The sequence below is a fragment of the Cryobacterium sp. M23 genome (genome assembly GCF_002929655.1).
GTDB lineage: Bacteria > Actinomycetota > Actinomycetes > Actinomycetales > Microbacteriaceae > Cryobacterium > Cryobacterium sandaracinum.
Map to the genome: position 1 here is coordinate 105,784 of NZ_PJJV01000077.1, position 21,273 is coordinate 127,056.

A 21,273-nucleotide genomic window follows, 5' to 3' on the forward strand; every position below is an offset into this window, starting at 1 on the left:
GACGGGACCGGTGCCGGACTCGTCACATCTGGTTTCGGACCCCGCGGCGGTCAGTGCGACCGTTGTGGCGCGCCCCGGAAGAAAACGAGTTTGCCGGATGCGACAGTAACTCACTGCTGCGCCGGGATAATCTCCTGGCCGATCAATAACTGCGCCAGACCGACCGGTCGGTTTCCATGTAGGTTGGTCCCATGGATCGTCGGTCGCTCATTCTCAACGCAGCCCGAAACCTCACTCTCGAGCGCGGTGTTGTGCCGTCCTTGAACAGCACCGCGAGCGCCGCGAGGGTGTCAAAGGGCGGACTGATCCACCATTTTCCTTCGCGCGCAGCTCTTGTCCAGGGCTTGGCCATCGGGGCGTTGGAGGAGCTCGACGTAGCGATGCTTGCGGCGTCGATGGAGGGCCGCGCGGCGGAAGCCTGGCTCAGGCTTTCCGTGCCGACGGGTGATGACGTGGCTCTGTTCCGAGCTTTAGCGGTCGCGCACCGGGCGGTCGAGTCGCCGGGTGATGACGTCGCTGCCGCCGCGCAGGAAGCCGTCTCTCGGTGGGAGGCCATGATTCAGAAGGAAACAGGCGACGCAACACGCGCACGGGTGATCCGCCTCGTCGGTGACGGACTCGCAGCCAACGTGATTGCCGGCATCGAGCCTGCCCCCACCCCCGCACAACTCGACGCACTCCTCGACGCCCTGATCCCTCGACCCGGTGGTGCGTCAAGACAATGAGTGGAGCGCTACTGGGCGCGATTGCCGGCCTAGCGGCCCTCGACGCCTTCAATCCGGCGACCATCGTCGCCGTCACACTCATCCTGCTTGTTGCACCCAGTCGGCCCGGACTAACGGCACTGGTGACCATTCTCGGCGCGGCCACAACCGTGTTCGTGGCGGGTGCAGCACTGTTTCTCGGCGCTAGCACAGCCGCAGGCGCCGTCGGCGGCATTGTGCTCGCGCTGCGCTATGTCGCCTTCGGGGCAGGGGGAGCCGCGGTGGTTATCGCTGGCATTCGACGCTTCCGAACCCGACCCCGCAAACCCATCGAACTGCCCGCGTGGTTCACCCCGTGGACAGCATTCCCTTTTGGCGTACTACTCACGGCCGCTACTGCTTACCCTGCCTGGTGCTCCTAGTCATCGGCCTGCTCTCTCGCCAACGAACCCATGCGCTCCTGGCCCGCATCACTAACAGACTCGGAACCGGAGACGTCCCAGCGTCACATCCGGCGGCGATCGCGCTCATGACCCTTGGTCTCTTCGTCGGGACTCTGCCTCTCTGGGCTCTCAGCTAACATCGTCCGCCCCTTCTCTCTGGGTCTTCATCCTGTCTGGCCATTCGCGACGCATGGGTCTACTACCTCCTCGGTGGCTTCATCGAAGTGGTACTTCTCATCGCCATTGCCGTAACCGCTGTGCTTGCTACGCCAATTCCATGAGCGCGGTTGATGTTGCCGGAGATGGGCACTAAGTTGTGGATTCCCTGAATCTAACCGTCGTCTTCACGCTTTTCTCCAGTCCAGCCAGTCCATATTCGACCTCACTCCCAACAAAGGGGATGTCCCTTGGATTCATTGAGAAGGCTCACAACCGTCGCACTCGCGGGGTTATCCGTGTTCGCTTTGGCCGCCTGCGGAACCGGAACAGCAGTAGCCCCCAACGCGTCCGATGCCAGGGCGAGGTTAGCTCCAGCGGTCGCAATCGTGCCGACAACGGTCGCGTCTGGCGCATTCAGTGAGACGGCGCAGGTCTCCCTTGGGAAGGACGGGGCGCGCTCTACGGCCGGCGCGGCCGGAAGCGGTGACGCGTACTTCCCCAACGCCGGCAACGGCGGGTACGACGTCCAGCACTACGACCTTGCGCTTCGCTACATGCCGCCGACGGAACCCAAGGTCCTCACAGGCCGCCTCAGCGGCGTCGCGACCATCACACTCCGCGCGAAGCAGGATCTGCAGTCGCTTAACTTCGACTTACGCGGCCTCGACGTTTCATCGGTCCGGGTGGACGGCAAGGCGGCGGCACACGGGAAAGCGCAAGGCAAAGACAGCGCCGAGTGGTCACAGAAGCAGGACAATGCAAACCGATACTGGGAACTCACCGTTGAGCTGCGGCCGAAGCTCGAAGCAGGACAGACGACGACCATTGTCATTGAGTATGGCGGGATCACCGGGCGGCCACTAGACACCACCGGGGCCCTCTACGGGTGGGTCACCACTGCTGATGGCGCGATGGTGGTCAACGAGCCCGATGGAGCGGCGACCTGGTACCCCGTGAACGACGACCCGGAAGACAAGGCAACTTACAGGTTCCGCATCACGGTGCCGGCCGGTAAGACAGCTGTGGCAAACGGGCTGCCCGCCGGGGCGCCCAAGACAAAGGCCGGCTGGACAACATGGACGTGGCGGGCATCCGACCCGATGTCCAGCTACCTGTCGACGGCAAGCGTAGGCGACTACGCCTTGTCCCGCGACGTGAGTCCGGACGGTCTGCCGATCATCAATGCGATCGACGATGGAGTGACGGGCGCGCCCCTTGCAGAAACAGCGGCGGCACTCGCGCTGCAGCCCCAGATGATCACCTTTCTGGAGGCCCAATTCGGGCGATACCCGTTCGAGTCGTTCGGCGCCATTGTCGACGACGACTCGGTCGACTACGCCCTGGAGACTCAGACCCGCCCGGTGTACTCCGAGGTCGCAGACGAAAACACAGTGGTGCACGAACTGGGGCACCAGTGGTTCGGCAACTCTGTCACCCCGGCTGATTGGAAGGACATCTGGCTGAACGAAGGCTGGGCGACCTATATCGAGTGGCTCTGGGCAGAACATCAGGGCACCGCATCAATTTCCAATCAGTTCGCCGACACGGTGGCATACCTGGACGCAAACGACGGCTGGGCACTCAACATCGCAGACCCGGGTCGCGACAGCCTCTTCGCGAATCCGGTCTATCTGCGGGGCGCGGCTACCCTGTACGCATTGCGCGCGAAGATCGGTGACGAAGCGTTCTTCGCCGGCGCCCGCTTGTGGCTGACTGAGTACAACGACTCGAATGCGACCACTGCGGACTTCGAAGCCGTAATGGAAGAGAGCTCAGGCCAGCAACTCCAGACTTTCTTCGACGACTGGTTGCGCGAAGGCGACCGCCCGGCAATGCCCTAGCCACCAGCGCAGTCCCCGGCAAGGAGAACCCGAAGGTTCACGGCACGGTGTGCCCCGAGCAATCGAGCCCGACTGACTTCATGCGCCCGGACAAGGTGAAACACACAGCGTTCGAGACCATCCGACGCAGGTGAAAACAGAAAAACAGCCGGAGCTACGGCGCTGAAGAAGAACTCGCAGCCACAAAAAACCGCAAGATCCACTCAAACCAGAAATCGTTCCTGAGAAGCCTCAGGTGCGATTTCTTTATATTTTGACCGGATCGTTTCGTAAAGAGTTTCGCGAACGGCCCTTTGGTGGGCTGTCTACGAAAGCCAGCAGGGCGCGGATAGTGCGTGTGACCGCGGGACTCGTATTCCTCCGCAGGCCTTGCTCTTTTCCTCCACCCCTTCCTCGACCCGATCCGTGGGCCTCCTCGAATCGGATCGACCGCGGTGCGGATGCACTCGCCCTGAGCGTTGTCACTTAGACGTGTAATTCCGGTGGGATAGGGACCTCGCCTCGTTCGTGGATCGAACTCAGTATCGGCCGCGTTGTTCTCATTCGAGGAAACAGTCCCGAGGCTCGTGCACAATGAGAGTGTGGAAGCACGCCATCTGGACGCCGATATTGATGCCGTTAAGCAGCGCATAGCGTCTCTTGAAGCGGACTTGGCAGAGTCCCGTCGCGTTTTAAACGGTCTGGTCACCAGTCGGGCATTAATCCCCGGATCAGGGCAGGCGGACACAACCCAGGCGATTGGTGATTCGAGGCCGAAACCGTCGGTTCAAACCAGTGTCAGGCACGATTCATCTGCTGCCGACAAGATCGCTCTTTTCCGATCGCTCTTCGTTGGAAGAGAAGATGTCTACGCGACCCGGTGGACGAGCAGCAAGACCGGAAAAAGCGGATGGAGCCCCGCGGTGCGCGGCGGCTACTACACCGATGGCGTCACGACCGCCGATCTTCTCCCACTGTCCGATGAGGTCATCGAACGACATCTGGTGGGAAGCCGCACCGGCGCGGAGGGCCTGCACGCCGGTCTCTACCCGATGCTGAACGACGACACCTGCCGGTTGTTGGTGTGCGACTTCGACGACGGAACCTGGAAGGCGGATGCCGCCGCATACGCACAGGCGTGTTCTCGCCATGGCGTGAGCGCGGCCACCGAGATCTCCCGTTCGGGCGAGGGCGCCCACGTCTGGATCTTCTTTGCCCAAGCCATATCAGCCCACAATGCTCGGAATCTGGGGCTGGCTCTGCTCCGGGAGGCCATGTCGTTCCGAAGCGGCATGAGCCTCACGAGCTACGACCGCCTATTCCCATCTCAAGACCTCTTGCCTCACCGTTCTCCCGGGAGAATGCGGCTCGGAAACCTGATTGCCTTGCCCCTGCAGGGTTCATGCCGGCGCCGTGGGACAACGGTCTTCGTCGATTCCGTCACGTGGATGCCATTCGAGGACCAATTCGCTTTCCTCTCAGGCGTTGTGCCGCTCGATGCCGAGTCGATGGCCGAGGCTGTCAGCACGCTCCAGCCCCTGCGCACCGGTCCAGTCGACGCCAAGACAGGTCCGCATAAGCCCTCGAGGAACGCGGGGCCCGCTCCCGGCCCTGAGGCAACAGCCATCGCCTCGGTGCCAGCCACCGTCCTGGTAACCGTCAGCTCAGTGGTTTCGATTCCCACTCTCGGCTTGCCAGCAGTACTCGTCACGGATCTCAAGCACGCGGCGTCGCTGACAAACCCCGAGTTCTATCGCAGACAGGCGCAGCGATTCAGTACATTCGGCACACCGCGGTTCGTGTATTGCTTTGAACACGACGAATCAACACTTCGCCTCCCCCGTGGTCTTCTAGATTCGGTCACACAGCTGATGGCGACAGCCGGGATCACGATCGACGTCGTTTGGGATATCCCGACCTCGGAGTCCATCGACCTTACTTTTCGAGGCCAGTTGACGGCCGCCCAACGCGAAGCCGTGGATGTTCTGAACCGGTACGACACGGGTGTACTGGTTGCACCACCAGGCTCGGGAAAGACGGTCATCGCCTGCGCTCTCATCGCCGAACGCGGCCTGCCAACGGCGGTCATCGTCAATCGCGCAGAACTCGTCGAACAGTGGCGCGAGCGTCTCGGCCAGTTCCTTGACGTTGATCCCCGCCAGATCGGGCAGCTGGGCAACGGTAGGCGCAAACGTACCCACGTCATCGACATTGTCATGCTGCAGAGCATTGCCCACCGCGCGGCGGATCCGACAATCCTGAATCGCTACGGGTTGATTATTGTCGATGAATGCCATTCCCTGGGCGCGGCGGCAACTGAGGCCGCCGTGCGACAGGTCGCCGTGAGGCAATGGGTCGGCCTGACCGCGACGCCGTTCCGTGCCGACCAAATGGACGACATCATCACGATGCAGTGCGGGCCCATTCGTCACACGATCGAAGACACGGCGCTCTTCGAACAAGAAGTGGTCGTGCATAAGACAACGTTCAGGTCCAGCGCAGCAGACGCGACCAGCACCGAAATTCAGGCCGTCTACACCGAACTCGCAGACGATGTCGAGCGCAACCAGCGCATAGCGGCAGACGTGCTCGCCGCGTATCGAGCGGGACGGAACTGCCTCGTTCACTCGACCCGAGTTGAACATGTCGCTCGGCTCGCGGAGCTCTTGGAAATGGAAGCCGCTACGGTCTTCGTCCTGCACGGGAAGCTGGCCCCCAAGGAGCGGCGCCGGATCCGGACCGAAATGTCCGACCGGGACCCCTCCGATCCGTTCATTCTCGTGGCGATCGACAAGATCGCCGGCGAAGGCTTTGACCTGCCCAGCCTCGACACTCTCTTTCTCGCCGTTCCGATGGCGTTCAAAGGCCGGATCGTGCAACAAATCGGTCGCATCTCCCGCGCCTCCCGCCCCGCGACAACAAAGCCCGGACCTGCCACGTCACAGGTGCACGACTACTGGGACGGTGTTTGATCGAATGTTCCGCAAACGCCAGCGTGTCATCGCGAAGCTCGGCTTCACCGCGTCGGGCGAGGCCGACGCTAGGCCCCTGGCATCGGCCTCGCGACGAGTGCCCTGATGAGCGCAGCCAGTATTGCCGATCTGTGCGGAGTCGCCTTCACGGATACGCTTGATCGGCAATTCTTTCCAGTAGCGCTTGCCGAGGTTGGTCTTCCGGCAGCGTCAGGCCTTCACATCTCCGCGCCATCCGCCGTCGGAGGTTCCCTTCGCCTCGATGAACTCCTTAAAGTTCGTGAGGTCTTTCTTAATGGCGTGATCGTCGATACCGAGAGCGGCCCCAGCCTTCTCAAGCAGCCCTGTCGCCTCCCAATCAAGCTGTACCGTCACCCGTGTCTCGTTCGCGGCCAACTTATGGAACGTGACAACTCCCGCGTGGTCAACCTGGCCGCCGGTGCTGTTCCAGGCAACACGCAAGTCAGGGTGCTGCTCAGTTATCCGAGCCTCAAACTCGCGCTCCACGCCACCGACTTTAACCTTCCACTCGGTGAGAGTGTCGGTCACCTGCGTGACGGATTCAACAAAACTGAGAAACTTTGGAAACTCCTCGAATTTTGTCCACTGGTTGTACGCGACGGTAACGGGAACGTTGACGTCGACAGTCTCGATGGCGTTGGGCATGATGACCTCCTAATGCGAATTCGACGGATGAAATAGTTTCTGCAATCCCATTCACAGTACCGAAGGCTAATCCAAGGTCAACCCGGGTAAGGAAAAACTCGCGGGAACGAGAAGGTTCCTGTGCGCGGAACCTCAGCAGCGTGCACAAGCGATGGGACGGGCTGAACGACGGGTGAGGGAGACTCTTCAGAATCTCTCTCGGTCCCAGGGCGAAGAGCGACCAAAATACACTTCAGATCGATGACGATCGCGGCCGTGGGGCTGAGCGACGTCGCCCCGGCACCCAACTCTTGCATGCCGTGCAGAATCGCCTCGGCTGCCGCTACGGCGGCATCAAGGGGTGCACTATCACGCGGGCCGTCGTTCGTGGCACGCAAGGTTTCTGCGACCGCGTGCAGGGCATCGCTGAGAACCGGAGGCAGTCCGGGCGGCAGCTCAAGGGGAATCGGTTTACCCCAGATCATGCCCGCAAAAACCTCGGTCAGGTTGCGCACGTGAAAGGTGACGTTCTCCAGGGCCGCGAGGTCCTCATAGTCAACAACAAGATTTCTGCGCCGCGTCGGTGAGTGCGCTGCCCCTGGTCGCCCAGAGTTCACGCTCGGGAGGCCAACTCTCGACCAAGGCCACGCCGATATCGCTGAGGTGCGTGGCGAGGGTGCTTCAAAAACTGGTCAACCGCTCGACCTCCGCCCACACCAAGCCATCGCATTCCTCCGATATGGGAGCCGAGGCCGATGACCAGCCAGATCGTCCAAGCGCTGGGCTCGCTCAGGATGAGCACGGCCCCGGCGAGGGCGATTCCGAAGGCCAGCCCAGCGAGGATTTGTAAAGCGCTGCGGAGCGAACGCATGAGGGTTGGGTGCATGCTCAGAAGTGCGCCCAGCGGCGCGTAGTAGCGCAATTCCTGAGCGTCTCCAGGGAGGAAAGGGGACAGTGTCCAGGCAATCGCCACAGCGTCAGAGATCTTGGTGACCTGGAGAAATCGCGGAGGTTGGAGACGACGACGAACCGACGCCACCGTCTCATGCCGCTGCATCTCTTGCGCTGCTCATTCAAAAAATTATTTCGCGTGACGTTGAGAGCAGATCAACTTCTGAGATGCTCTGAACGCTCGTTCGCGCGTTGCTCGCCAGGAATGCATACGATAACTAAGTGACTTTGCCGAATGGATTTCATCTAGCGAACCGAGAGTTCTTTGCCCGCGAGGTGCTCAATGTCGCACCCGAAATTCTCGGCTGCATCCTTCAACGCACCGATGACGACGGCATTGTGACCATTCGAATTACCGAGGTCGAGGCGTACGCGGGTGAACGCGACCCCGGCGCACACGCCTATCGGGGCAAGACGAATCGGAACAAGACAATGTTTGGTCCCGCCGGGCACCTCTACTGCTACTTCACCTATGGAATGCACCACTCGCTGAACCTCGTCGCCGGACAACCAGGACAGCCATACGGTTGTCTCATCAGGGCGGGAGACGTGATGGGAGGTGCCGCCATTGCCCGCAGCCGTCGAGAAAGCAAACCACGAAAAGTTCCTCTTCCTAGTAGCAGTTTGGCGCGGGGCCCTGGCTGCGTTGCCCAAACCTTCGGGGCAACCCTGGCAAACGACGGTGACGATCTTTTTGGCGGACAGTGGAAGTTTTTCGTTCCGGATGATGGCGTGGCGTTACCCCACCGAACCGGACCACGCGTTGGCGTCAGCGGGCCCGGCGGCAATGCGACGAATTTCCCCTGGCGATACTGGTTAGCTGATGCGGCATCCGTCTCAACCTACAAACCAGGCCGCCCGTAACCGTGGCGCTGAGACGCATTGCTGGGTGCCCACCGTTTCCGCGAACGTCGCCATCTGATCCGTGGTCGTTTTCCAAGACTGCCGACAGTCACAGAGGTGCTCACGCTCGCCGTTTGTATCCATTGGTGGCCGCGGGTGGTTATATTTTTGTCAGGGCCTCGCCCTTATGCATCGCCACGTGGTCGGTCGTGTCACTCGTAATCTCGTACTGCGGATCATCGGGACTGCAGCGGTGAGTGTGCCCTTTGTATTCCACGTCTATCGTATGAATTTTCGCGATGGTGCCGTGCACATGGCCGGCCTCGGAGTTCCAGCGCACGTGATCGCCGACTGAGTATTTTTTTGTCATTGGTATGCCTTCCACTGCCATAATGCTGCTGTATCTTTCGAGCGTATTCGCTGTACCATCTTGCTTCGGATTGGCACCCTCGGGTTTCACTCTTCCGGTGGATACCAGAGGCGGTTACCATCGACTTTCGCGAAGCTGGTGAGGGTGTGGGGCTTGGTCGAGGTCAGGCTCATGATGTCGGCAACCTGCAGGCCGCGAGCCAGCAACGCGTCTCCGATCAGTGATCGGTGACAACGCCAGGGCACGGCCTCGGCACACATGATCGCCACCGTCTGCTTCTTCGTCAGCGCCATCAACTCGTCGACGCCGGCACTGAACTCGGGCGTTTGCATGTAGTCGGCGTAGTTACGAAAACTTCTGTTACGCCACGCTCCGTTGATAGATGCTTCTGCCGCCGGAGTATGCCGTAACCCGCCTAGCTCGGGAAGTCGCTGATAGTCAATACCTGCCTCCGGCATGCTTATGTCGAGTTCGTGTTCCCCAAATTGTGGGTTGTGACGAGACCCGGGAACGGTGCGAACGTCGATGAGTCGTTCGACACCATTTGCTTTCAACATTCCAACGAACTCATCAATGGGATGAGTGGAATGCCCAATCGTGTACACACAGATTCCAGCCATGCTCCCATTGAACCGCACGTGCTGAAGCCCGCATCAGAAATGTCAGATTTATGCGCCCGATACTCGGCTCCGCGATAAAGGGCGCAGCCTCGTATGGTGGCATCGCCCTGTTGCCGTCCTGAAGCCGTCGGTAACCTGATCAGGGACAAAGTTTTTTCGTTCCAGTCCGCCGGTTCACGCGGGCAAGGCGAGGATATCTCCGGTGACGCCGCTGTCACTGGAAGTCCTGAACGAACGGAAGAAAGCATGCAACCCATCCCGGCCCGTTCCGACCATTCGCATGCGAATGAAACTGCAGGGTCCGGTGGTGTCCCACTGACAGTGTCACTGCCGGTGGGTGTAGCCCGGGCTGGGGTCATTGTGCTCCACGAGGTCTGGGGCCTCTCCGCACCGGTCACCGCTCTCGTCGTCCGCCTAGCCGGCTGCGGCTATATCACCGCCGCGCCGCACCACTACCACCGCATCGCAGACCCCGTCGTCACCGATGGGAAATTCACACAAGCCCGCCGTCACCACGACACCCTCACAAGGGAAGGGCTCACATTTGACATCGAGAGCGCCTTGTCCTGGGTCCGTGCCCAAGGAGCACAGAAAGTAGCGATAATAGGATTCTCCATGGGAGGCACTCTCGCATTGTGGGCAGCAGCAACACTGCACATCGATGCCGCAGTCACCTTCTACGGTGCCGGCCTGGCTTCGCCACGCTGGCCTTGCATCCTCAGCGGAATCGATGCCGTACGCGTGCTCAAGGCACCCTGGCTGGGAATATATGCCGGCAAAGACGCCAGCACCCCGGCCCGTGACCTCCAACAGGTGCGCGAAATCCTCACCCACAACACCACGCAATCCTCGGTGGTTGTTTACCCCAAAGTCCGTCACGGCTTCGCCCTGGACCCGGACCTTCCACGCCACGCCGCAGACGAGACAACAGACGCATTCGAGCGAACATCCCTCTTCCTAAAAACCCATTTACGCTAAACCAGCCAGCCATTTCCGTAAACTGGCCCCGGCCCCATGCAAGCGAACATGCCCCTGCAATGTCTGAAGGCGCGGCACGGGGAAGTCGCACCCGACCACATGCACCCACGGTTCACACCGATCCTCGCCGAAACCAACGGTGTTGTTGTCTTCCACGAGCAGGTGATGCGGCTCTTTGACGAGTTGACCGGCTGCGGGATGGGTAAGGCCGATGTGTTCCGCCGGCACCTTGGCAAGTCCGGCGACCTCGCCGAGATCGAAGTGTACGTGCGGCAGCAGGCGGCCACTCGCGGGTTTCCGGCGCCGGTTGTCGATCGGGCGTGGAAGGTTCTGTCCGGGTTCGGCAGTTTCGGATTCGCAAAAGCGCACGGGGCGGCGTTCGCCCGGACACGTACGAGAGCGCTTGGCTGAAAACGCATCACCCGGCGACATTCTTCGCGGGGCTGCTCACCCACGACCCCGGCATGTGGCCCAAGGACCTGATCGTCGCCGAAGCCCGCAACCTGGGCGTCCCCGTCCTCGGCCTCGACGTCCAGAAATCCGCATTGGACTACCGGGTCGAGCAGCTGGACGACGGGCAGCTCGCTATCCGCCTGGCCCTGCCCGAACTCGCCGGCTCCAGCGCGGTGGAGCGGCAGCGGATCGCCGAGCACCAACCGTTCTCCTCGTTGCAGGACTTCCGCGACCGGGTGCGGCCTCGCCGACGCACGTTCGAAGCGTTGGCCCGGGTTGGTGCCCTGGACTCGTTCATCGGCTACGACCGGGCCCGCCGCGGCGACCTCCTCGCCCACATCCAAGGCCTCGGCGGCCGCGCTCTCCCCGTCGGCCCCGACCAGCTCGCCTTCGACATTGAGCTGCCGCTGCCCGACTTCTACCGGGCAGTCGCCGCCCTCGACCTCCGCGGCCGCACCCAAACAGACGTGGAACTCCGAGACCTCGGCCTCGCCGTCAGCCAGCACCAAATGACCCGGTTCTACCCCCTCTTCAAAGAACTCGGGGTCACGCCCGCGTCGGAGCTCGCGAACCTGCCGGGCGGCACGGAAGTGCTTGTCGCCGGGGTCCGCCGCGCCAGCCACACACCCCCAATGCGCAGCGGCAAACGCGTCGTCTTCCTCTTCCTCGACGACGGCAGCGGGCCGGTATCCAACGTGGTGTTCTTCCACGACGCGCAGGCAAGAATCGGGGCACCCGTGTTCCGCACCCACTACGCCCTCATCCGCGGCCGGACCCGGCGCACCGGCGCCCGCGGGGTATCCGTAACCGGCGAGCAAATGTGGGACTTGCTTGAGGTCGGCTATCAGGCGTTCAAAGCGATCCCGGCGTCAGGTCGTATGTGACCCATTTCGTCGAAGTGGCGGTTGAATCATAAAGGCGCCGGGCGCGAGTGTTGTCCTCCGCCGTGATCCAGCGGACGACTGAGCTGCCTTCACCGTCGGCCAATGAGGAGAGTTCGCTGAGTAGCGCCCGACCGACGCCGGAACCGCGAGTGTTCGGGGACGTGAACAGATCGTCGAGGAAGATTCCCACGCTGCCAGTGGAGGGGCGGGCAAATCGTCGATAGTGCGCGAGTCCCACGAGGCGATCCCCGGAACTGGCAACGAAGGCATTTACTTCATGCGTGCCGTCATTGATCCAAGTCCAGACACGTTCGACAATGTTTTCATCAGGAGAAAGTGAGTAAAAGGCTCGATATTCCCGGTACAGCCCCGCCCACTCGGCGAAATCTGATGCCTGCACCGCGCGAACCAAGACCGTGTCGTCTGTACTCATCGCCTCAGACTAACGGCCCTCATTCTGTTCCCGATGGAGGTTCCCTTTCGGTCCCTGGTCTTGATCAGCAGCCGCTCCCCCGTTTCGTGCAAGACGCGTGCCGGGAGACGTCCGTCAACTGACACTCGTTGATGGTTTCGGAAAACTCGATGCACAAGAGCACGATTGTCATGGGTTATTGCCCGAAGTCGGTACGGCCTGTAGCTTTCGGAAATGACGACTGACCGCGTAAGACCGACAGGAAAACGCCTGCCCTCTTGGGCCATTGTGATGACGGGCGCTTATCTGGCGGCAGTCGCCGGGCTCGTTGCGTCGGTCTGCATGATGCGCGCCTATGACGTGGGAGGGAGGACGGGCGCACCCGAAGCGTTGGTTCTGCTCATCGTGGTACTGACGTTGCCGTTATCTACTGCTTACTATGTCGTCGGTTCACTGGGTTCATCGCAAGTGTCGGGGCCAGGAGAATTGGCCATCGGAGCACTATCCATGAGCGCGGCGTTGTACTACCTGGGATTCTTCCTCTTGGCTGCGATCAACGCTGCCATCTTCAGATGGATAGTTATCAGCACTCGCCGTCGGCGGGCAGAAGCTCAGGCTGATTCCTGACGGTCAACCGACGCGGTAGGGCCCGCGGAGCCAGCGCGAAGCAGTGGCCTGGCGAGGACAAGCCCACAAACCAGGCCAGCAAGGGCAACAGGGAAAGTCACCAAAGCGCTGAGGTGTGGGAACAGAGAACCTCCAAATAACAAGGTGAGGCCGCCAACAAGGACAGCCGGGGCTGCGACGAGGGCGCAGGACCAGATGGGGGCGTGCATCAACCGAGCCCAGACCGCGGCCCCGACGAGGGCGACCGAACCCGCGAGAATGAGAATCTTCCCAGCACGATCGCGTTCAAGAGCCTCACCGGTTAAGAACGTTCTATCGAGACCTGTCCCCAACAGGACCAGCCCAACGAGGATGAACGCGGACCATGCGACCAGGGCGGCAACCCAGAGTAAGAGGCGGACCCAACTGACTGTCATCGCTCCACTCATCTCTGTTGCAGTCATGTGCGGAACCTGAAATCCGCCTTTTCGAAAGCCGCCGGTTATCGAGTGTCATCTCGTCAGGTTCCCCCCAACTGGACGCGTCAACCGGGGCCCCGAGGCCCGACCCTACTGTTCAGAATCGCTATCCGCACCGCCCCATTCGGGGAAGAAGCCTCGGCGTTGCCCGACGCGTTAATTTGACGATCGCGCGCAGACGTGGTGTCCGCGCATCCGCCGACAATCCAGACCGTACAGGGTTTAATCAGCGAGAAGGATGCTCGGATCCATCCGCGCGCAAGATGCGAGTACTGACCCCAAGCCGTCCCGCGATCGTGCCCAGCTGCGTCGTCCTGCGGGGCTTGGCGCGGGCGATCTCGTCCGCATTGATGGCGAGGAACAACATAGAAGCAGCGATCCCCAACGACGCAACCTTTGCCTCGTATGGAAGGTCTGCCACAAACGCCACCCCGACCGGGCTCTGGTCGTCATTGACGACGTACAAATCGGCAATGCGCATCCCAGCGTGGGACTCAGAGGTTAACACTCGGTAGAGAGCGTAAAGCTGCTTGCCCTCGTGAAGGGACTCGCAGTGTTGCTGAAAAATCCACCCCGTCAACACGCCCGCCCTATCCAGCTCGGCGATCTTGGCCGCTGCCTCTCGGAGGCTATCTTCGACGTCCATACCAAGGCTAGCAATGTCTCGAAGCGCCAATCTGCGCTGGTCCGATCCCTTCCGGATCATCGAGTCCCCCGACCCGTCTCTCAGTAGTAGATAAGCGGCGGTCACCCCGCATTCGAGGATCAGGCGAACGATGGGAACAGTTTCGGCACCTGTGGTGGCGTCATCGAGTACGAGGAGCGCCCGAGCCATTTTCACCGCGTGATGGGCATGGGTGTGAATGGCAACAGCTCGAGCGGGATCTAGCTGCCCACGGAAGTCGCCCCCGGCGCCATCGTCCTTTTCCCACAACTCGCAAAGAGAAGTGATGATGCTGCGCACAAAAGCTGGGTCGTGGTATTTCGAAGGGGGCGCGAACAGTTTGGGGGCGGCAGTCATGACTGCATCCTGTCACCCGGAATCCAAGATGCCAGAAACGATGGGATACAAGACACTGACGCCTGCTCCAGAGCGACGTGGGGATACAGCTAAATGCGCCAAATAGCGATCACAGAACGCCGCCACAGAGCGCCGAAAATCACAGACAACTCCTGCCAGCGACGGCGACCGGAAACGATGGGTTTTGAGGCACGGAGGTTACGAGACAAGAGTGAAGTGGCTACTTTCGTGATGTTCCCCGCAAGAGGAACCCATCCGTCCGGCACCGCAGGATCCACCCCTTCAGGCGCTGCTGCCTGGCTTGGACCGACTTTCAGGATCATCGTTTCGGAAGGGAACGGTCAGCCGCCGAAGAATCAATCGAGCGATTCTCTTGTTGGTCGCCGTGGCGTGCGTCAGCGCTGCGCTCATCACTGCGAGTATGGTGCCCTGAGGGTTCCCGAACGCCACTCCGCCGAAACTTCGGAACCTCGACCAATTGGTGCCGGATGTGCGTCCGCAAACGTCCGACTTATGGGCAACCCAGCACAACTCGTGGCTTGCAATTGCCAATGCTCACTTGCCGATAGGAAGATTGTCTGCTACCTGGGTCCAGCTATCTGACGAGGGAAGGTTGGACGCGGAGATCAGCTGCGCCGATCCAACCCCGGCCAGGCTGAGCTCAATCGGCAACTCAGTCGAGCACGCACTTGTCCACGCAGAGAGTGACGCGAACATGATCAGGCAAACTTCCTTCCCGGACGCGGAGCGCGCTGCGAAGTACTCCACTCTTGGTTGCTCTGAAAGCAGACGAGAGGAGTCGGGTGCCACTCCCAAATCTTTGTCGGCGTCGAGGCCTGCCGGCAACTCGTCCGTTGAAGTCTGAGCGCGTTCAAGGGCAGTGACGTCCGTGCCTGACTCCTGACTACACGCGGACAGCAACGCTGCTGATGAAACGACCAGCAGCGTTGTGAGAGCCCTAATGGAGCGACGTTGCCTATCCATTTCCACATCATTGCAGCCACTGTTCCCAAAAAACGTTTCATTGAGACCGCGTCGGCCGGCCGCGGTCCGACCACGGGATACCGGCCGCGCGGACGCCCCAGTTTAAAGTCTCGATACGTCTTGGGATGACCACCCGCAATGGGGTGGTTACCGGGCGGCGGATTGGCGCTCTACAGATTGGTCAGTTGCGCCAGCAGAGTCTCAGCCACACTGAAGATGCTGCCGATGGAGGAGAGAGTGACGATGCCGGCAACACCCCAGAACCAGTAGCGGTCACTCCGACCGGCTTTCATCCGGTTGAACGCCAGCCACCACGCCGTCACAGTCGCCAAGGTAGAGGCGATTACGGTACCGAAGGCCATCCGCACAAAGTCTGCTGCGGTTGGTGCATCCCAAGAGGTGGTCGCGAGCACGATACAGAGTGGAACGACGATGATCCCCACGAACCCGATCAGCACCGGAGACACAGCACGTCGTTTCTGAGTACTCGTCTGAGTTGTCATGTGGTGAGTCTCGCAGGTCTCGCCCTTGTAGACGACGGAATCGCTCCAGCGATCCGTAGGGGTTCGCTCCGTGCACAGAGCTTGCACGCGCAATACGCTCAACAACATGGATATGCGCCAACTCACCGATGCCGACCTGGAACTCATGGCGAAAGCGGAGGAGGCCATTGATGCCAACGCGGACGTTGAAGGCGGAGTGCACACAGTCGGAGCTGCTATTCGGGATGCTGCGGGGCGTATCCACGTGGGCGTCAATATCTATCACTTCACGGGTGGCCCCTGCGCTGAGGGTATTGGCCCGGCTTACATCGGCCCAGGTAACCAAAACCGCCGAAGGGGCTCTTACTTGGATCGTATGGTGCGGGTCCGAAAATCGCCGCCTCAGTCAACGGCATTCCTCAGACGGCACCTGAGCCATCTCGCGGCAAGTTGAGTACTTGATCGAAGGCTCCGGTCATGGTGTCGAGGGCAGGTCTGCCCACCATGCTGTCAGTCCCCCAGGCGGTGAAGCGATTGTCACCAGCTATTTCTGGGGGCGCATCCCAGATGAGCGCACCAAAAACATTGGTGAACGTGTCGATGAAGATATCAGCAGGTGCAGCTCGCAGAAGGACTGGCACCAGCGCCTCGGGTCCGGTGTTCACGCGGACGCAATCATGGACCGGATCATCCACAACACCATCTGGGTCGAGACCGGCACCTACAACATGAGGGAGCACACCGCACTGGCCACCGCCTAATCGATGACGGAGGCCGTCAGTGGTTCCCAACCACACCACCATTGGCGCGCTCCCGCACGATCGGTGGTGCTCAACCGCACGATTGGGTGGTGCTCACCGCCTCAAATACTCAAGAGCGCCTGACCCGTGTCACGTGTCGGTCTTCGGGCGTCACTAGTCATATGAGGGCTTCATGCTCATCCGCCTCTTTTCATTCCTTTTGGCGCACGACCAGGATTCTTGGCTGCGCTACAGCCAAAAGCCGGCGGCGTCGGAAATCACGCAAAGTTATTTATGGCTCCTTCATTTCGGCGTATAGGCGTCCCGTGTGGAGGGCGAGGTATGAGATTTCATCGATGGAGACTACTCGGTGAATCGCATCGCCAATCAATTGGGCGATGTCGATTGCGGCCTCCACGGCTTCCGGGTAAAGCTGCCGTACCGCTGCAAGCAAATCCTGATGGGAGCTGTGAAGCTGTTCGTCGGCGGCGGCTCGGGCGAACACGTAGCGCAGATGCGTCACAAATCTAGCGGCACTGCTCGCGTTCTCGTCGATGGGCTGACCCCACCGCTCCGCCAGGCGAAGAAATACTCGGCCAATAGTCTCGGTCATGACGACGGTCCTTGAAAAATCACCCTTCGTCCACTGCTGATTGACGAAGTGCAGGGCGAAGGCCACCCACTCATCGTCCTGCAGTCGGACCCCAAGTCTTTCGGACACCAAGGTCACCACCTGACGCCCCAAGGCTGCTTCGGACGGGTAGAGCTGTGCCACCTCCCAACGGAGCGGGAAATCGATGCGAATTCCTTCTATAGCCCGACGCACTGCGAAGGTGAGGTGGTCCAGGACCGGGATCATCAGAGATTGTCGCGGTTCGAGGCCGAGTGTTGCATGACCCAGTTCAGTGATTGTCTGGGCCAAGGCGATTTGGTCCAGGGGTGCCTCGCTCAGCAGCCCGGCGACCTGGGCTGCGCGGTAGGCCCCGTCAGCTACGAAGCGCTGATTGGCCAAGGAGGTGTCGATGGTCTCTCCTGGACGGCGCTGAAATCCGATACCTTTGCCCAGTAACACGACCTCCATCGTGTCGGATTCTATGGCGAGAACCACATTGTTGTTGTAAACCCGTTTGATGCTCGCTTGCGTGGATGGCTTCACTCCCATCGGGTGCGCTCCTGAAAATGTTGACAGTCTCGTTTGTGGTGGCGAGTCTCCTCGTCGTGCTCGTTTCGTTTCTGTCCCGCAGTCTTCGCACGACTCAGGACTTCATGAATGGACAGATGCAATTGAGGCACCGAATCCTGGCATAGGGCCGTGATGGGCCCGTTTGCCCAAAAACGCGGCTTTTCACGTCGGCGCAGATTCACGTTTGCAGTTGGGGGAGAAAAACCGGTCGACAGACCTAAGACCGTTTCTGGATCGCGTTCGCCGGCCGACCTGGCAAATATGGGCGCCGCAAGGCAACCCGCATCTGCGGGCGATTCGCGGGCGTTTCCTTCCATGATTACCTTTTTACTTCCGCCGGACCGTGATCACGGACTCGCCGTTGGCCTCAAGGTCTGGCGAGCTCATGGCAAATTTGGCACCGTTCATCAAAATGACGGGGGTGACCATCGAGGGCACCTTCATCTTGATGTCGTCGAGGTCGCAGCTGATGATGACGTCCCCGCGAGCAACCCGCTCGCCAACCTTCCGATGTCCGATTAGCCCTTCTCCTTTGAGAGTGACGGTGTCGATTCCGATATGGACCAGGACCTCCGCCCCAGCGTCGGTGCGGACAGCGAAGGCATGCCGTGTCTCCGCCATCAGGACAAGTTCGCCGTCCACCGGGCTGCGGAACGATCCGTTGGTCGGCTCGATGGCGAAACCGTCACCGACGGAGCGCCGTGCGAAGACAGGGTCCGGGACTTCGTCCAGAGAAACGATTCGCCCTGCGACCGGACTGTAGACGGACTCGCCCCTTTTCTTGAATGGGTTCTGCATCGTCGTGCTCCTTCAGTCGTCGAGGCCGAGGCTCTCATTGATAGCGTTCTTGTACAAGATGGCTTTGCCGCCGTAGACCGCCTGAACGCCACCCTGGACTTCAAAGACATCCGTGGCGCCGAGCCTGCGCAACGCGGTCTTGTCAACCTTGGCGGGGTCCTTCACGGATACGCGTAAGCGTGTGATGCAGGCGTCGACCTCTTCAAGGTTGGCGGCACCGCCAAGTGCTTCCAAGACCTTTGCGGCTTCCGTTTGAACTGCGCTTTGGCCGGTGAGGTCGCCGACCATAGCCGGGACGAGGGCGGCGCCTTCCGGGGCAGCCGGTTCTGCATCCCTGGCGATAGTGTCCTCCAAGTGTCCGGGAGTGCCGATTCGGAACCGTTTGATCGCGAAGCGGAAGGAGAAGTAGTACAGGGCGAACCAGACCACGCCAATAGGTAACACGAGTAACCAGTTGGTCCGGTCGTTGCCCTGCAGCACGCCAAAGAGCATGAAATCGATCACTCCGCCGGAGAAAGTGTTTCCAATACTGATGTTCAGGATGTCAGCGATGAAGAAGGATGCACCGTCGAGCACGGCATGGGACACGTACAGCGCCGGTGCGACGAACAAGAACATGAACTCGATGGGCTCAGTGATGCCCGTGATGAATGAGGTCAGAGCCACGGAGAGAAAGAGGCCCGTGTACTTGGCGCGACGGCCCTTGGGGATGCAGTGCCACATTGCCAGGCAGGCTCCCGGAAGGCCGAACATCATGGTCGCGAAACGGCCGGCGAAGTAGCGGGTGCCTTCGGTGAACATTCCGACGTGATTGGGATCGGCCAGCTGGGCGAAGAATATCTTCTGTGCGCCGTCAACCGACACTCCGTTGACGATCTCGGTTCCACCCAGGGACGTGAACCAGAACATGGGGTAGATCATGTGATGCAAGCCAACAGCTCCGCTGAGACGCAACAAGAACCCGTAGAAGAACGTTCCTATCGGCCCAAGGCCCGCGATCGCCGTGCCGGCGCTGACCATTACCTGCTGGATGGGTGGCCATGCGAGGAAGAAAAAGATTCCCACGAAGATCGCTGCGAACGCAGTCACGATCGGCACGAAACGGGATCCACCGAAGAAACCGAGGACGGCCGGCAATTCGATATTGCGGTAGCGGTTGTGTAGCCATACGGCCGTTGCGCCGATGACCAGAGCGCCGACTACGCCTGTGTCTACAGGCTCGGCGCCAGGCTTGAAGATGTCCAGCATCGCCTTGATGGTGGCGGTCATCACCAGGTAGCCCACGATGCCGGCCAAGGCCGCGGTGCCCTTGTCGCGCTTCGCCAAGCCGATGCAGAGCCCAATAGACAGTAGAAGAGCAAGATTAGTGAAGATCGTCGCCCCGGCGGCGGACATAACGCCGAAGATTCCCTGCAGGATCGCGTTGTCCAATCCCGGGTATGCCTTGACAGTATTCGGGTTAGACAGGGCGCCGCCGATGCCGAGCAGGAGGCCGGCGGCTGGAAGGATGGCGATCGGTAGCATAAATGCTTTTCCGACCTTCTGAAGTTGCTTAAACACTGTTGCTTCTTTCATTTCGGGCACGACGACGCCGTCGTGGGTGAAGGGAAGGGCTATCGCTTACGCGAGAGCCGTTACGAAGTCCGTGGTGATTTCCAGTGGCCGGGTAATTGCACCGCCGACCACCACGCAGAAGGCACCCAGATCGATCATCTGGCGGGCCTGCAGCGGGGTGCGGATCCGGCCCTCAGCGATGACTGGCACGGCAGTCCTGGCCACCAACTGTTCGACCAGCGAAAAGTTCGGACCGGGGGCCCCTTGGGATTGGGGCGTATACCCGCTTAGCGTGGTCCCCACGAAATCGACACCAGACTCGGCCGCGGCCAAGCCTTCCTTGAGGGTGGCGACATCTGCCATAAGGACAAGATTCGGGAATGCGGCCCGGATCTGAGCAATGAAGCCAGCCGGGCTGAGTTTGTCCACACGCTCACGGAGAGTGCAATCCACTGCCACGATATCTGCGCCCACGGCCACAAGAGCTTGCACCTCAGTCATCGTGGCGGTGATATATGGCTCGTACGGCAGGTACTGGTGCTTTATGAGACCGATCACAGGAAGCCCAACAGCCGCCTTGATTTCGAGGACGTCACGCGCGGAGTTGCACCGGATCCCGACTGCCCCTCCCTGCTCAGCGGCCATCGCGAAGAGCGGCATCACGCCGCCTCCGGCAGCGAACAGGGGTTCGCCTGGAAGCGCTTGGCAGGACACAATGAGTCCGCCGCGGAGGCGGTCTATAAGACGGGGGTTAGTCATGGATATTCCTCGGACCCTAGAAGACGTACTTGCCCATGCGCATAACCGCACATGAAGTTACGTCTCAGGTTTTGCCGAAAGTAACAATCCCGATGACATACGCGAAAATTCGCGTTGACCTAAAGCATACATCTGCCACGCCGATTTCGGTTGGACAGTATCTAAAGACCCGAGCGAATTGTGACCATAGGTCGATGCTATCGGGTCACCTTAGGCGCAGGTCTGTGCCGGGGCTTGACCGAGGCGCCGATCGCACGTCTCGTCACGCTGTGGCAAGTTCTTACCCCGCCCGAGTGCGATCCGCGAAGTTGCCTTGTAACCCTAGGGATACGAGACGTCTCACGACTCCCCTTCTTCGCCTTTGCAGATCGCCGGAATCTCGCGGCGCGGCGATTCTCGTAACCGCGTCGCAT

General features: G+C 60.6%; 22 protein-coding genes. 10 read left to right on the forward strand and 12 right to left on the reverse strand.

Features of this window, described 5'->3' with window-relative positions; genetic code table 11:
• Nucleotides 1–191 precede the first annotated feature (191 nt).
• The 4 genes from CXY82_RS12600 (at nt 192) to CXY82_RS12610 (ending at nt 6,098) form a co-directional block, all read left to right on the forward strand.
• Entirely contained in the window at nt 192–725 is a 534-nt protein-coding gene (locus tag CXY82_RS12600; protein WP_104171216.1) for a TetR/AcrR family transcriptional regulator, read from the forward strand.
• Nucleotides 722–1,126: a hypothetical protein gene (locus CXY82_RS17110; protein ID WP_146069129.1), complete on the forward strand. Its 405-nt coding sequence runs from the start codon at nt 722–724 to the stop codon at nt 1,124–1,126. The genes CXY82_RS12600 and CXY82_RS17110 overlap by 4 nt, the downstream gene beginning before the upstream one ends.
• 566 nt (nt 1,127–1,692) lie before the next feature.
• Nucleotides 1,693–3,147, forward strand: a complete 1,455-nt coding sequence (locus CXY82_RS12605) for a M1 family metallopeptidase (protein WP_233199335.1) — start codon at nt 1,693–1,695, stop codon at nt 3,145–3,147.
• A 581-nt stretch (nt 3,148–3,728) separates the two neighbouring features.
• Entirely contained in the window at nt 3,729–6,098 is a 2,370-nt protein-coding gene (locus CXY82_RS12610; protein ID WP_146069130.1) for a DEAD/DEAH box helicase, read from the forward strand.
• Nucleotides 6,099–6,308: 210 nt separating this feature from the next.
• Here the strand turns inward: CXY82_RS12610 and CXY82_RS12615 are convergent, their stop codons facing one another.
• The 3 genes from CXY82_RS12615 to CXY82_RS18680 form a co-directional block, all read right to left on the reverse strand.
• Complete coding sequence (locus CXY82_RS12615) at nt 6,309–6,764, reverse strand: SRPBCC family protein (protein WP_104171218.1); 456 nt, start codon at nt 6,762–6,764, stop codon at nt 6,309–6,311.
• 77 nt (nt 6,765–6,841) lie between these two features.
• Complete coding sequence (locus tag CXY82_RS17115; protein WP_146067647.1) at nt 6,842–7,258, reverse strand: hypothetical protein; 417 nt, start codon at nt 7,256–7,258, stop codon at nt 6,842–6,844.
• Between the two features lie 98 nt (nt 7,259–7,356).
• Nucleotides 7,357–7,800 (reverse strand): FUSC family protein, encoded by a 444-nt coding sequence (locus tag CXY82_RS18680; RefSeq protein ID WP_104171220.1) that lies wholly within the window; start codon nt 7,798–7,800, stop codon nt 7,357–7,359.
• A gap of 116 nt (nt 7,801–7,916) precedes the next feature.
• Between CXY82_RS18680 and CXY82_RS12630 the strand changes: the two genes are divergently transcribed.
• Nucleotides 7,917–8,558, forward strand: coding sequence for a DNA-3-methyladenine glycosylase (locus CXY82_RS12630; RefSeq protein ID WP_104171221.1), 642 nt, complete (start codon nt 7,917–7,919; stop codon nt 8,556–8,558).
• A gap of 139 nt (nt 8,559–8,697) precedes the next feature.
• Here the strand turns inward: CXY82_RS12630 and CXY82_RS12635 are convergent, their stop codons facing one another.
• Both CXY82_RS12635 and CXY82_RS12640 read right to left on the reverse strand, forming a co-directional pair.
• Nucleotides 8,698–8,997: a DUF2945 domain-containing protein gene (locus CXY82_RS12635; RefSeq protein WP_370443707.1), complete on the reverse strand. Its 300-nt coding sequence runs from the start codon at nt 8,995–8,997 to the stop codon at nt 8,698–8,700.
• Nucleotides 8,994–9,527, reverse strand: coding sequence for a DUF488 family protein (locus CXY82_RS12640; RefSeq protein ID WP_104171223.1), 534 nt, complete (start codon nt 9,525–9,527; stop codon nt 8,994–8,996). Before CXY82_RS12640 ends, CXY82_RS12635 begins: the two co-directional genes overlap by 4 nt.
• Before the next feature lie 246 nt (nt 9,528–9,773).
• Here CXY82_RS12640 and CXY82_RS12645 point away from each other — a divergent pair, with 246 nt between their 5' ends.
• Genes CXY82_RS12645 through CXY82_RS12655 form a run of 3 tightly spaced genes read left to right on the forward strand, consistent with a single transcriptional unit; the run spans nt 9,774 to nt 11,842 of the window.
• Entirely contained in the window at nt 9,774–10,505 is a 732-nt protein-coding gene (locus tag CXY82_RS12645) for a dienelactone hydrolase family protein (protein ID WP_158252188.1), read from the forward strand.
• Nucleotides 10,506–10,541: 36 nt separating this feature from the next.
• The gene (locus CXY82_RS12650) at nt 10,542–10,916 is read left to right on the forward strand and encodes a hypothetical protein (protein ID WP_104171225.1); all 375 of its coding nucleotides are present in this window, start codon (nt 10,542–10,544) and stop codon (nt 10,914–10,916) included.
• Nucleotides 10,917–10,969: 53 nt separating this feature from the next.
• Complete coding sequence (locus CXY82_RS12655) at nt 10,970–11,842, forward strand: hypothetical protein (protein WP_104171226.1); 873 nt, start codon at nt 10,970–10,972, stop codon at nt 11,840–11,842.
• On the opposite strand, the gene CXY82_RS12660 is transcribed toward CXY82_RS12655, so the two are convergent.
• Nucleotides 11,811–12,275, reverse strand: a complete 465-nt coding sequence (locus tag CXY82_RS12660) for a GNAT family N-acetyltransferase (RefSeq protein WP_104171227.1) — start codon at nt 12,273–12,275, stop codon at nt 11,811–11,813. The genes CXY82_RS12655 and CXY82_RS12660 overlap by 32 nt on opposite strands.
• A 213-nt stretch (nt 12,276–12,488) precedes the next feature.
• On the opposite strand from CXY82_RS12660, the gene CXY82_RS12665 reads away from it, so the two are divergent.
• Nucleotides 12,489–12,881 (forward strand): hypothetical protein, encoded by a 393-nt coding sequence (locus CXY82_RS12665; RefSeq protein WP_146069131.1) that lies wholly within the window; start codon nt 12,489–12,491, stop codon nt 12,879–12,881.
• A 684-nt stretch (nt 12,882–13,565) separates the two neighbouring features.
• Here CXY82_RS12665 and CXY82_RS12675 read toward each other — a convergent pair.
• Nucleotides 13,566–14,360, reverse strand: coding sequence for a hypothetical protein (locus CXY82_RS12675; protein WP_146069132.1), 795 nt, complete (start codon nt 14,358–14,360; stop codon nt 13,566–13,568).
• A 1,154-nt stretch (nt 14,361–15,514) separates the two neighbouring features.
• Nucleotides 15,515–15,847 (reverse strand): hypothetical protein, encoded by a 333-nt coding sequence (locus CXY82_RS12680; RefSeq protein ID WP_146069133.1) that lies wholly within the window; start codon nt 15,845–15,847, stop codon nt 15,515–15,517.
• Nucleotides 15,848–16,284: 437 nt separating this feature from the next.
• On the opposite strand from CXY82_RS12680, the gene CXY82_RS18390 reads away from it, so the two are divergent.
• On the forward strand, nt 16,285–16,587 hold the full coding sequence (locus CXY82_RS18390; RefSeq protein WP_304481772.1) for a hypothetical protein: 303 nt from the start codon (nt 16,285–16,287) through the stop codon (nt 16,585–16,587).
• Nucleotides 16,588–16,858: 271 nt separating this feature from the next.
• On the opposite strand, the gene CXY82_RS12695 is transcribed toward CXY82_RS18390, so the two are convergent.
• From CXY82_RS12695 to CXY82_RS12710, 4 genes are all read right to left on the reverse strand, one after another.
• A complete protein-coding gene (locus tag CXY82_RS12695) occupies nt 16,859–17,728 on the reverse strand; it encodes a PRD domain-containing protein (RefSeq protein WP_104171232.1) in 870 nt (289 codons plus the stop codon).
• A 348-nt stretch (nt 17,729–18,076) separates the two neighbouring features.
• Nucleotides 18,077–18,547, reverse strand: coding sequence for a PTS glucose transporter subunit IIA (locus CXY82_RS12700; protein ID WP_104171233.1), 471 nt, complete (start codon nt 18,545–18,547; stop codon nt 18,077–18,079).
• A gap of 12 nt (nt 18,548–18,559) precedes the next feature.
• A complete protein-coding gene (locus CXY82_RS12705; protein WP_233199338.1) occupies nt 18,560–20,122 on the reverse strand; it encodes a PTS transporter subunit EIIC in 1,563 nt (520 codons plus the stop codon).
• Nucleotides 20,123–20,167: 45 nt separating this feature from the next.
• Nucleotides 20,168–20,860 (reverse strand): N-acetylmannosamine-6-phosphate 2-epimerase, encoded by a 693-nt coding sequence (locus CXY82_RS12710; RefSeq protein ID WP_104171235.1) that lies wholly within the window; start codon nt 20,858–20,860, stop codon nt 20,168–20,170.
• Nucleotides 20,861–21,273 lie beyond the last annotated feature (413 nt).